Raw genomic sequence first — 11,429 nt, forward strand, 5'->3', positions numbered from 1 at the left:
CGACGCACTGCCACGCGAGGTCGTGAACGCCCCGGACTCACCGGGGCGCGTCCTTTAGCGCCGCGGCGGCGGAACGCGGCCCGTTCGAACCTGCACCGCAGCGTTGTCCTCCCGACCGGCGCGCATGCTGGTCTCCCGCCCGCCTCTCGCCGAAACTCCCCATAAGAATTCCGTAAGAAACTCGCCCCGGCGCACCCGCGCCGGCCGCCCGTCCCATCACCCCGCACGAGGAGACGACCCGATGCCCGAAAAGATCTACATCTTCGATACCACCCTCCGCGATGGCGAGCAGTCCGCCGGCGTCGCCTTCACCCCCGGCGAAAAGCTCGAAATCGCCCGCCAGCTCGAAAAACTCGGCGTCGATATCATCGAAGCCGGCTTCCCCTGCTCCACCCCCGGCGACCTCGAAGCCGTGCAGGCTATCGCCCGCAGCGTCCGCGGCCCCGTCATCTGCGCCCTCGCCCGCGCCGTGCCGGCCGATATCGATACCGCCTGGGAGGCCGTCAAGGAGGCCGCTGAACCCCGCATCCACGTCTTCATCAACTCCAGCGACATCCAGATGGCCCACCAGCTCCGGAAGGACCGCGAGCAGGTGCTCACCCAGGCCGAGGAGATGGTGAAGCACGCCGCAAAGTACACCAGCAACGTCGAGTTCAGCCCGATGGACGCCACCCGGGCCGACCCCCGCTTCGTCTTCGAAATCGTCCGCCGCTGCATCGATGCCGGCGCCACCACCATCAACATCCCCGACTCCGTCGGCTACGCCATCCCCGAAGAGCTCGGCGCCTTCTTCCGCGCCCTCTTCGAAAACGTCCCCAACATCCACAAGGCCCGCGTCTCCTTCCACGGCCAGAACGACCTCGGCCTCTGCACCGCCAACACCCTCACCGCCATCCAGAACGGCGCCCGTCAGGTCGAAGTCACCATCAACGGCATCGGCGAACGCGCCGGCAACACCTCCCTCGAGGAAGTCGTCATGGCCATCAAGACCCGCAAGGACTTCCTCCCCTTCTACACCGACATCAACACCCGCGAGATCTACCGCACCTCCAAGATGGTGGAGACCTATTCCGGCATGCCAGTCCAGTGGAACAAGGCCATCGTCGGCAAGAACGCCTTCCGCCACGGCTCCGGCATCCACCAGGACGGCATCCTCAAGCTCCGCGAAACCTGGGAGATCATGGACCCCGCCGAAATCGGCATCCCCCAGGGCACCCAGCTCGTCCTCGGCAAGCTCTCCGGCCGCCACGCCTTCAAAGAGCACATGCTCGAGCTCGGCTACGAACTCACCGACGAAGAGCTCAACCGCGTCTTCGCCGCCTTCAAAGAGCTCGCCGACAAGAAAATCGAAGTCGACGACCGCGACCTCGAAGCCCTCGTCAACGAAAACCTCCGCTCCATGGAAACCGCCGGCTGGCGGCTCGACCTCGTCCAGGTCTCCGCGGGCGACCACGCCGCCCCGACGGCCACCCTCCGCCTCATCGACCCCGAGGGCAACATCCGCGTCGATGCCGCCGTCGGCACCGGCCCTGTCGATGCCGTCTACCGCGCCATGAACCGCATCACCGGCCTCGCGCCGAAGCTCACCGAGTTCTCCGTCAAGAGCGTCACCGAAGGCATCGACGCCCAGGGCGACGTCACCATCCGGATCGAGGACGAGAAAGGCCGCACCTACACCGGCCGCGCCGCCGATACGGACATCATCGTCGCGAGCGCCAAGGCCTACATGAACGCCCTCAACCGGATGCTCCTCACCGGCGCCCGGCCCGCCGAGGCCCGCGCCAACCCCTAGCGTTCCCCGGGAGCAGCCTTCCGCTGCCAGCCCGGGCCGATCCCGCCGTCGCCCGCGCCCGGGGCGTAGAATCACCGGCCATGCCGGCTGAAGCGCCCCGGGCGCGGTTCTTCTACGGCTGGGTCGTCGTCGGCGCCGTCTTCGGCGCGCTCTTCGTCGCCTTCGGCGCGGCGTACAGCTTCGCCGCCTTCTTCAACGCCCTCCGCGACGAGTTCGGCGCCACCCGCAGCGATATCTCGCTCGTCTTCGCCCTCAGCGGCTTCCTCTACTTCGGCCTCGGCGCTGTCACCGGCCTCCTCGCCGACCGGCTCGGGCCGCGGCGGGTCATCGCCGCCGGCATCGTCTGCATCGCCGCCGGCATGGCGGCCGCCTCGCTCGCGCAGGCCGTCTGGCAGGTCTACCTCACCTACTCCCTCGGCGTCGGCGTGGGCGTCGGGCTCGTCTATGTCCCGGCTGTCGGCGTCGTCCAGCGCTGGTTCATCCGCCGCCGCGGCATGGCTTCCGGCTTCGCCGTCGCCGGCATCGGCGCCGGCACCCTCGTCATGCCGCTCCTCGCCGCCGCTTCCATCGACGCCCTCGGCTGGCGGCCCTCCTGGGTCATCCTCGCCGCCGTCGCGCTCGTCATCGGCATCCCCGCCGTGCTCACCATCGTCCCGAACCCCGCCGACCGCGGCCTCTACCCCGACGGCGACCGCCAGCCGCCGCCCGCGCTCGGCCCCGCCGGCGGCCCGGCGGTGCGCCAGGCCATCCGCTCCGCTCCCTTCTGGCTCCTCTTCGGCGCGGGCCTCTCCACCAGCCTCGGCATCTTCATCCCCTTCGCCCACCTCACCCCGTACGCCCGCGACCAGGGCTACTCCGATGCCTTCGGCGCCCTCCTCATCGGCTTCATCGGCATCGGATCCATCGCCGGCCGCCTCCTCCTCGGCAGCTCCGCCGACCGTCTCGGCCGCCGCCGCTCGCTGGCCGGCACCTTCGTCGCGATGGGCCTCTGCCTCGCCTGGTGGCTCACTGCCGTGCAGGCGTGGGCGCTCATCCTCTTCGCCCTCGCCTTCGGCGCCGCCTACGGCGGCTTCGTCGCGCTCATCCCGGCCCTCGCCGCCGACTACTTCGCCGGCCGCAGCTTCGGCGCCATCCTCGGCCTCATCTACACCAGCGCCGCCGTCGGCGCCCTCGCCGGCCCCACGCTCGCCGGCGCGCTCTACGACGCCCGCGAAAGCTACGACCTCCCGATCATGCTCGGCATCGCCCTCAACGGCGTCGCCGTCCTCTGCACGCTCATCCTCCGCGACCCCGCGCCAGTCCCCCGCCCTGCCGCCGCGCCCGCAGCGCGCTAGCCCCCGCCGCGGCACAATGAACTCGTGAAGCGTCTCACCAGCCTCGCCGCGCTCGCCTTCCTTTCCGTCCTCGTCCTCACTGCCTGCGGCATCAAAGACAAGTCCTACGCCACCTCGCCCTCGCTCCGCGCCCTCATCGGCACCACCATCGGCAACGTCGCCTTCCGCACCGGCGAAACTCCGCCCGCCCCAAAGGACCCGCCCGCCGGCTGGGAGCTCCACTTCTCCCTCGCCACCTTCTCCCACCTCGAAAACGACCAGCCCAGCATCCAGGTCGTCCTCCAGGTCCGCACCCACCCCGGCGCCGGCTTCGAATTCTGGCTGCTCGATGAAACCGGCGCCGTCGTCGCCCGCTGGTCCGCCGGCGCCACCACCAGCTACGTCGGCACCGTCTGCTTCCAGCTCGAACTCGCCCGCGACGGCGAAGCCGTCCCCCTCGGCCAGGGCGACCACCGCGCTGTGGTGGCCTTCCGCGAATTCGCCGGCGAGGTCATCGCCGCCCGCGAAGCGCGCGTCACCGGCAACCCGCCCCGGCTCGAAGGCGCAACGCCGGCGCCCAACAGCCCCGTCTACCGCGACGCGCTCGCCTGCCCGAAGGGATCCTGACCCGCCGCCGAACCGCTACGGCCGCCGCCAGGCCAGCCACTGCGTCACCCCGATGAGCAGGCAGGCGTTCGCCACCGCCGATGCCAGCCACCGCCCTTCCGGGCTGAACCCGCCCCACGCGAACGGCGCCAGCCCCCACAGCGCCGCGCCCGTCGCCGCGTTCGCCGTCGCAACGCCCGGCAGCCAGCCGATCGCCCGCTGCCACGCCATCCACCCCAGGCCGGCGCTCGCCAGCGCGAACGCACCGCCGAGCACCCAGAACGTCTCGCGCGGCAGCCCGAACCACCCTGCCAGGTTCGAAGCGAGCGCGAAGCACGCCGCCGCGAGGACGGCCTCGAACAGCGCATCAGCCCACAGGATGAGCACCGCGGGCGACCGGAAGGGGAGCAGGTGGCGGTTCTTGCTGGACATGCCCCGAGCGTAGCACGCGCTCCCGCTCCGGCCCTGCAGACCCCTGTCACAGCAGCACCAGGTTGTCCCGGTGCACCACCTCGTCGCCGTAGCTGTAGCCCAGCGCCTCCGCGATCCGGTCCGACCGCAGCCCCCGGATCTTCTCCAGCTCCTCCGCCGCGTAGTTCACCAGCCCGGCCGCCACCCGGTGCCCCTCCGGGTCGCGAATCTCCACCGAATCCCCGCGCTGGAACGTGCCCGTCACCCCGGCGACCCCCGCCGGCAGCAGGCTCCGGCCCCGCGCCCGCAGCGCCTCCGCCGCCCCCGCATCCACCGTGATCCACCCCCCGCGCGTGATGCTCCCGAGGATCCACCGCTTCCGGCTCTCCAGCCGGTCGCCCGCCGCGGGGAAGTACGTCCCCGTCGTGTCGCCGCGCGCCGCCGCGAGCAGCGCCTCCGGCTCCCGCCCCGAGCAGATCACCACGTCCACCCCCGCCTGTGTCGCGATGTGCGCCGCCCGCAGCTTCGTCGCCATCCCGCCCGTGCCGGGGCCGTGCGCCCCGCCGCCCAGCGCCTCCACCCGGGCGTCGATCCGCTCCACCCGCCGGATCAGCTGCGCGCCCGGGTTCGAACGCGGGTCCGCATCGTACAGCCCGGCCACATCCGTCAGGATGACCAGCAGGTCCGCATCGATCAGGTTCGCCACATAGGCGGAGAGGCTGTCGTTCTCCCCGATGCGCGTGGCCAGCACCTGGTCGAGCGCCACGGCATCGTTCTCGTTGATGATGGGCACCGTCCCGGCATCCAGCAGGTCGCGCAGCGTATTGCGCGCATTCAGGTACGCCAGCCGGTCCGCGAGGTCGCGCCGCGTGAGCAGCACCTGCGCCACCACCGTATCGTGCCAGTCGAACAGCTCGTCCCAGCTCTGCATCAGGTGGCTCTGGCCCACCGAGGCGATCGCCTGCCGGCTCAGCGCCCGCACCGTCTCCGCCCGGCCGCGCAGCCGGTGCCGCCCCGCCGCCTGCGCCCCCGACGAGACCACCGCCACCTGGCAGCCCGCCTGCCGCAGCCGCACGACCTGCCCGACGAGCCGCGACATCGCCTCCAGGTCCAGCCGGTCCGACCCGGCTGTCAGCAGGCTCGTGCCGAACTTCGCCACGATTCGCCGGTAGCGCACGCCGTAAGTAGACCGCGCCGGCCGCGAACGCGAAAGCGCCGCACCGCCCCGGTTACGCCGTGCGCGGCGCCACCCGCCGCAGCCCCGGCTGGAGTGCCATGCTCCCCGCCACCGCCGCCAGCGTCGCCCACGCCATCACCGGGAAGACGGCCTCCATGCTCGCTGCCTGCGCCGCCGCCCCGACCGGGAAGGCGGCCAGCATCGCGAGCCCCATCGCCAGCGGGAAGAGCCCCATCACCCGCCCCCGCATCGCCTCCTCCACCCGCTGCTGCGCAATCGTCGACGACGACACCATCGTGCTCACCAGCGCGAAGCCCAGCCCGAAGTTCGCAACGGCCGTCAGCGGCACGCTCCGCGAATAGGCGAACACCAGCGCGCACAGCCCGAACCCGACCCCCGCGCCCCAGAGCGTCAGCCCCCGCCCCGGCAGGTCGTTCCGCACGAAGTAGAACACCGAGGCCGCCATCGTGCCGAGCCCCCACGTCATCGCCATGAAGCCGAACTGCGTCTCCGAAAGCCCCAGCACGTTCCGCATCCACGACGGCCCCAGCGAAGCCGGCCCCGGCATCCCCAGCAGCTGAATCGCCAGCACCAGCACGATGACCGCGAAAATCGTCGGCTCGCCCCGCGTGTACCGCAGCCCGGCCCAGGCGTTCCGCACCACCCCGGCCCCCGCGCCGCCCTGCCCGCGCGACCGGAACCGCAGCGCGAACAGCAGCGGCAGCACCCCCGCCCACGCCAGCAGCGTCAGCGCGTACACCTCGCCGGGCTCCATCCGGCTGTTCAGGAAGCCGACCAGCGGCAGCGCCAGCGGGAACGTCACCTGCTGCGCCACCATCTGCAGCGTGATCGCCGAGGGGAGCGCTGCCATCCCCACGATGGCCGGCGTCGCCGCCTGCCGCGCCGGCTGGTCGACGGCCATGTTCGCCGCCGCTGCGAACGTCAGCCCCAGCAGCACTGCCACGTTCGCCGCGCCGAACGGCTCTGCCAGCATCAGCGCCGCCACGCCCCCGTTGATCGCCAGCGCCGCCACCTGGCAGCCGATGAGCAGCCGCCGCCGCTCCAGCCGGTCCGCCAGCGCGCCCCCGATGAGCCCGAAGGCGATCATCGCCGAGCCCCGCGCCGCCCCCAGTAGCCCGACGAACAGCACCTCGCGCTCCGGGTGGCGCTCCTGAACCCAGAAGACCTGCGTCAGGAACTGCATCGGCATCACGAAGCTCACCAGCACCGACCCGGCGAACAGCAGCCGGAAATCGCGCGACTCGAGAGCGTTCGCGGCCATCGGCCGGAACTCTACGCGGCCGTTAACAATCCCGCGAGCCTGCGCTCAGCTCCCCCGGCCGCTCCCGAACCGCGCCAGCTCCCGCTCCAGGTCCAGCGGGCGCGTCACCGCTTCCCGGTCGTACGGCCCCCACGCCTCCCGCGGCACGAGCCACATCACCTCGAACTCGTTCCCGTCCGGGTCGCGGCCGTAGAGCGACTTCGTCGCGCCGTGGTCCGATTGCCCGGTCAGCGCGCCGAGGTTCGCCAGCGTCACCCGCATCTCCGCCAGCTCCTCGATGGTGTCCACCTGCCAGGCGAGGTGGTAGAGCCCCACCGCCTGCCCGGTGAACGGCCCCTGCGCAGCGGGGCCGAGCGCGAACAGCCCCAGGTCGTGGTGGTTCGCCGAGCCCGCCGCCCGCAGGAAGACGGCCCGCCCGCCCACGTTCTGCACCACCTCGAAGCCGAACGCTTCCTGGTAGAACGCCGCCGCCCGCTCCGCATCGCGCACGAACAGCACCGCATGGTTCAGCCGGCTCACCCGCGCCATCGCATCCACCCCCCGGGAACGTTCGGCAAGTATAGCGGGAGACGGGAGACGGGAACCGGGAGGCGGGAGAAGGGAGAAGGGAGAAGGGAGAAGGGAGAAGGCTCTCCCAACTCCCAACTCCCAACTCCCAACTCCCAACTCCGTCGCCGCGGGGCTCCGTCCCCGCGGAGGGCCGGCGAGGCCCACCCGAACGCTCGAAGGTCAAGCTCCCGTCTCCCGCCTCCCGCCTCCCAACTCCCCACTCCCAACTCCCCACTCCCCACTCCCAACTCCCAACTCCCAACTCCCAACTCCCAACTCCCAACTCCCGCTACTGCCCGCCGGCGGCCGCCCGCGCTTCCTGCCGCACCTCCAGCGCGGCCAGCGCCCGCCGCCGGTCCTCCGCCACCCGCTCCGAGCGGCTCATCAGCTGCAGGAGCGCCACACAGCCGATCACCACCGCGCCCATCAGCATCAGCGTCTCCCGGATCCCGATGTGGTCCGCCACGATGCCGATGGGCAGCGCAAACAGCCCGAACAGGCTCCAGCTCAGCATCGAAATCGACTGCACCCGCCCGTGGTACTCGTGGTCCGTGTTCGACATCGTCAGCGCGTTGTTCAGCCCCTGGAACCCGCTCGCCAGCGCCCCCACCGCCACCATCGCCGCCAGCCCCACCAAAAGACTCGTCGTCGCCCCCAGCAGGATCAGCGACGCCCCGAACGCCATCGCCAGCACCGGCTGCCAGAACCAGGCCCGCCGGCTCTCCGCGAACGTCGCAACCAGCACCGTCGCCGCGACCGCGCCCACCGCGCCGAACGACTGCAGCAGCCCCAGCCCGCCCGACCCCGCACGGTAGACGTCGACCGCCACCGACGGCAGGAACGACTGGTACGGGAAGCCGACCATGATCACCGCGAAGCTCGTCAGGATGAGCAGCGCCAGCGACGGCCGCCGCCGCACGTACCGCACCCCGTCGGCGAGGTCCCGCAGCGGCGAAACCTGCGTCGCCCGCGGCTTCGGGTTCCCCGGCGGCAGCCGGAACATCGTCGCCATCGCGATGAAGAAGCCCAGCGTCGTCATCAGGTACACCCCGCCCGTCCCAATCACCGCCACCGCGATGAACGCGCCCGCCAGCGACGGCCCGATGACCCGCGTGCTGTTCATGCTCAGCTGCTGCAGCACCACCGCATTCCCGATGCTGTCCCGCCCCACGAGGTCGCCGATGAACGCCTGCCGCGCCGGCCCGATGAACGCGAACCCGGCGCCCTGCACCACGCCCGCCGCGATCAGCATCCAGTACTCGATGTGCCCGGTCTTGATCATCGTCGCGACCCACAGCGAGTTCAGCGCGATGATCCCCTGGCAGGCGATGAGCAGGTTCCGCTTCGGCAGCCGGTCGGCCAGCACGCCGCCCCAGAGCCCCAGCAGCAGCTGCGGCACCCCGAACGCGATCATCACCCCGCCGAGCGCCGTGTTCTTCCCCGTCAGCTCGAACGCCAGGTAGCCCCGCGCCACGATCTGCATCTGCATGCCGAGGAACGAAAACAGCGTGCCGATCCACAGCAGCCGAAACTGCCCGTTCTCCAGCGCATAGAACGTCCGGCGGAACCACCCGGCCAGGGCTTTACCCTCACGTCAAGGTTTGCGGAGAGTTCAACCCTACCACATCATCCGCGCCCGGCCCACCCGCCGGCCCGCCGGCTACGAACCCGTCACCGTGAACGGCGTCCGCATACCCTTCGCGTAGTGCGAAACCACTCCGCTCGTCGTCTCCTCCACCACCGTGCACGCGAGCTCGTACTCGCCCGGCTCGAGGTTCAGCTCCAGCAGCGCCGCCTCCCCCATGCCGAGGTTCCGCACCTGCCCCGCGAGCTCCCACGACCCGTCGCCCGTCTTCTTCAGCACCTGCAGGTCGTGTACCTGCCCGCCTTCATCGTGCCCGTGCGCGTGGTCCATCTCGTGCACCGCCCAGAAGACCACCTTCCCCGCGCGGGCACTCGTCACCGCCGGGTCCACCGACCAGTTCCGCAGCCCCACCCGGATCGCCCCCTCCGGCGGCGCGGCCATCGCCGACATGTGCCCGTCGCCCGGCCCGTGCCCGCCCGTCACCGTCACCGGGTTCGAACCCCCGCACGCCGCCGCGGCAACCCCGAGGACGGCCGCGGCACCCGCGAACAGAAGCCTGCGCATGTGCACCTCCGTTGCCCGGCAGGATACCCCCCTCCCCTCTCGAGTCAATCGCCGCCCCGTCGCTCCTTTACCCCGCCTTCCGTACACTCCTCGGACCTTCCCGCCCCGGAGACGCCCCGTGCCCACCATCCGCGACCTCGCCGACCGCCTCTGGAACGGCGACATCACCACCGCCGACTACCACCCCGTCGGCTGGCGCCACCCCGAAGCCGAAGAGATCGCCGAGGGCGTGCTCTTCTACAAAGGCATCGCCAGCGCCAACACCATCGATACCGGCGACGGCCTCGTCATGCTCGATACCGGCGCCGTCAACGATACCCGCCCCCTCCACGAGCAGGTGCGCCGCTGGCGCCCCGAAGCGCCCCTCCGCGCCGCCGTCTTCTCCCACCACCACGTCGACCACATCTTCGGCGTCGGCCCCTTCGAACAGGAGGCCGACGAACGCCGCTGGCCCCGGCCCATCGTCTACGGCCACGAACTGCTCGAATCGCACTTCGCCCGCTACCAGCGCACCCTCGGCTGGAACACCGCCATCAACCGCCGCCAGTTCGCCATCGATGCCCCCGGCTTCAGCTGGCCCCGGCAGTACCGCCTGCCCGATGTCACCTACACCCGGCGGCTCACCTTCCGCCAGGGCAGCCTCACCTTCGAACTCCGCCACACCCGCGGCGAGACCGAAGACGCCACCTGGACCTGGATTCCCGAGCGCAAACTCCTCGCCCCCGGCGACCTCTTCATCTGGGCCGTCCCCAACGCCGGCAACCCCCAGAAAGTCCAGCGCTACTGCGGCGAATGGGCCGCCGGCCTCCGCGAAATGGCCAGCCTCGGCGCCGAACTCCTCCTCCCCGGCCACGGCCTCCCCATTTTCGGCGCCGACCGCATCCGCCAGGCCCTCCTCGATGCCGCCGAACTCCTCGAATCCATCGAGGACCAGGTCCTCGCCCTCATGAACACCGGCTGCACCCTCGACCGCATCCTCCACGAAGTTCAGGTGCCCGCCCGCCTCCTCGACAAGCCCTACCTCCGGCCCGTCTACGACGACCCCCAGTTCCTCGTCCGCAACGTCTGGCGGCTCTACGGCGGCTGGTACGACGGCGAGCCCGATAACCTCCTGCCCGCCCCCCGCGCCGAGCAGGCCCGCGAATGGGTCGCCCTCGCCGGCGGCCTCGACCGCGTCCTCGAGCGTGCCGCCGCCCTCCGTGCCGAGGGCAACCTCCGCCTCGCCTGCCACCTCGTCGAATACGCCGTCATCGCCGAACCCGGCTCGCGCGCCGCCCACGACCTCCGCGCCGAGATCTACGCCGCCCGCGCCGCGCTCCAGCCCTCCTCCATGGCCCGCAACATCCTCAACCACGCCGCTCTCGCCTCCCGCCAGGGCAAACGCGACCTCGCCGGCGACTTTTAGGGAGAAAGGGAGAAAGGGAGAAAGGGAGAAAGGGAGAAAGGGAGAAAGGGAGAAAGGGAGAAAGGGAGAAAGGGAGAAAGGGAGAAAGGGAGAACTCTCCTCCCGAGGCCCCTCCCAACTCCCAACTCCCATCTCCCAACTCCTCCGCCGCGGGGCTCCGTCCCCGCGGAGGGCCGGGAGGCCCGCCCGAACGTTCGCATCCACCGGTTCCCGCCGCCTCCCAACTCCGAACTCCCACCTCCCAACTCCTCCGCCGCGGGGCTCCGTCCCCGCGGAGGGCCGGCGAGGCCCGCCCGAACGTTCGCATCCACCGGTTCCCGCCGACTCGCAACTCCCAACTCCCGTCTCCCAACTCCCAACTCCTCCGCCGCGGGGCTCCGTCCCCGCGGAGGGCCGGCGAGGCCCGCCCGCACGCTCGCATCCACCGGTTCCCGCCGACTCCCAACTCCCAACTCCGAACTCCCAGCTCCCAACTCCCATCTCCCAACTCCTCCGCCGCGGGGCTCCGTCCCCGCGGAGGGCCGGTGAGGCCCACCCGGGAGTTCGCGTCCGCGCGCCCTCCCGCCTCCCGGTTCCCGTCTCCCGTCTCCCGGAACATCCGTTGGGCGCATGGCGCCCCGCGGGGACGGAGCCCCGCGGCTACGGTTGGAGGTTGGAGGTTGGAGGTTATCCTCCCTCCCAGCTCCCAGCTCCCAGCTCCCAGCTCCCAGCTCCCAGCTCCCAGCTCCCAGCTCCCACCTCCCAG

10 protein-coding genes are annotated in these 11,429 nt (G+C 71.3%); 4 read left to right on the forward strand and 6 right to left on the reverse strand.

Features of this window, described 5'->3' with window-relative positions; genetic code table 11:
* Nucleotides 1-241 precede the first annotated feature (241 nt).
* The 3 genes from O0235_RS08650 (at nucleotide 242) to O0235_RS08660 (ending at nucleotide 3,732) form a co-directional block, all read left to right on the forward strand.
* Complete coding sequence (locus O0235_RS08650) at nucleotides 242-1,792, forward strand: 2-isopropylmalate synthase (protein ID WP_270055391.1); 1,551 nt, start codon at nucleotides 242-244, stop codon at nucleotides 1,790-1,792.
* 80 nt (nucleotides 1,793-1,872) lie between these two features.
* Entirely contained in the window at nucleotides 1,873-3,126 is a 1,254-nt protein-coding gene (locus O0235_RS08655; protein ID WP_270055392.1) for an MFS transporter, read from the forward strand.
* Nucleotides 3,127-3,150: 24 nt separating this feature from the next.
* Nucleotides 3,151-3,732, forward strand: coding sequence for a hypothetical protein (locus O0235_RS08660; RefSeq protein ID WP_270055393.1), 582 nt, complete (start codon nucleotides 3,151-3,153; stop codon nucleotides 3,730-3,732).
* 15 nt (nucleotides 3,733-3,747) lie between these two features.
* On the opposite strand, the gene O0235_RS08665 is transcribed toward O0235_RS08660, so the two are convergent.
* From O0235_RS08665 to O0235_RS08690, 6 genes are all read right to left on the reverse strand, one after another.
* Complete coding sequence (locus O0235_RS08665; protein WP_270055394.1) at nucleotides 3,748-4,143, reverse strand: hypothetical protein; 396 nt, start codon at nucleotides 4,141-4,143, stop codon at nucleotides 3,748-3,750.
* A gap of 46 nt (nucleotides 4,144-4,189) precedes the next feature.
* Complete coding sequence (gene proB / locus O0235_RS08670) at nucleotides 4,190-5,299, reverse strand: glutamate 5-kinase (RefSeq protein ID WP_270055395.1); 1,110 nt, start codon at nucleotides 5,297-5,299, stop codon at nucleotides 4,190-4,192.
* A 52-nt stretch (nucleotides 5,300-5,351) separates the two neighbouring features.
* Nucleotides 5,352-6,581, reverse strand: coding sequence for an MFS transporter (locus O0235_RS08675; RefSeq protein WP_270055396.1), 1,230 nt, complete (start codon nucleotides 6,579-6,581; stop codon nucleotides 5,352-5,354).
* Nucleotides 6,582-6,626: 45 nt separating this feature from the next.
* Nucleotides 6,627-7,109 carry a VOC family protein gene (locus O0235_RS08680; protein WP_373324293.1) on the reverse strand — a complete coding sequence of 161 codons (483 nt, stop codon included), beginning with the start codon at nucleotides 7,107-7,109 and terminating at the stop codon, nucleotides 6,627-6,629.
* Nucleotides 7,110-7,419: 310 nt separating this feature from the next.
* Nucleotides 7,420-8,709: an MFS transporter gene (locus tag O0235_RS08685; protein ID WP_308445678.1), complete on the reverse strand. Its 1,290-nt coding sequence runs from the start codon at nucleotides 8,707-8,709 to the stop codon at nucleotides 7,420-7,422.
* An 81-nt stretch (nucleotides 8,710-8,790) separates the two neighbouring features.
* Complete coding sequence (locus O0235_RS08690) at nucleotides 8,791-9,279, reverse strand: hypothetical protein (protein ID WP_270055398.1); 489 nt, start codon at nucleotides 9,277-9,279, stop codon at nucleotides 8,791-8,793.
* A 118-nt stretch (nucleotides 9,280-9,397) separates the two neighbouring features.
* Between O0235_RS08690 and O0235_RS08695 the strand changes: the two genes are divergently transcribed.
* On the forward strand, nucleotides 9,398-10,684 hold the full coding sequence (locus O0235_RS08695; RefSeq protein ID WP_270055399.1) for an alkyl sulfatase dimerization domain-containing protein: 1,287 nt from the start codon (nucleotides 9,398-9,400) through the stop codon (nucleotides 10,682-10,684).
* Nucleotides 10,685-11,429: the final 745 nt, after the last annotated feature.

Origin of the sequence: Tepidiforma flava, from assembly GCF_027594505.1 — a bacterium.
GTDB lineage: Bacteria > Chloroflexota > Dehalococcoidia > Tepidiformales > Tepidiformaceae > Tepidiforma > Tepidiforma flava.

Excerpts from the sequence above, each read along its gene's own strand:
- O0235_RS08665 (WP_270055394.1), bottom strand. The coding sequence starts at position 4,143 with ATGTCCAGCAAGAACCGCCACCTGCTCCCCTTCCGGTCGCCCGCGGTG.
- O0235_RS08655 (WP_270055392.1), top strand. The coding sequence starts at position 1,873 with ATGCCGGCTGAAGCGCCCCGGGCGCGGTTCTTCTACGGCTGGGTCGTC.
- O0235_RS08680 (WP_373324293.1), bottom strand. The coding sequence starts at position 7,109 with ATGGCGCGGGTGAGCCGGCTGAACCATGCGGTGCTGTTCGTGCGCGAT.
- O0235_RS08675 (WP_270055396.1), bottom strand. The coding sequence starts at position 6,581 with ATGGCCGCGAACGCTCTCGAGTCGCGCGATTTCCGGCTGCTGTTCGCC.
- O0235_RS08650 (WP_270055391.1), top strand. The coding sequence starts at position 242 with ATGCCCGAAAAGATCTACATCTTCGATACCACCCTCCGCGATGGCGAG.
- O0235_RS08690 (WP_270055398.1), bottom strand. The coding sequence starts at position 9,279 with ATGCGCAGGCTTCTGTTCGCGGGTGCCGCGGCCGTCCTCGGGGTTGCC.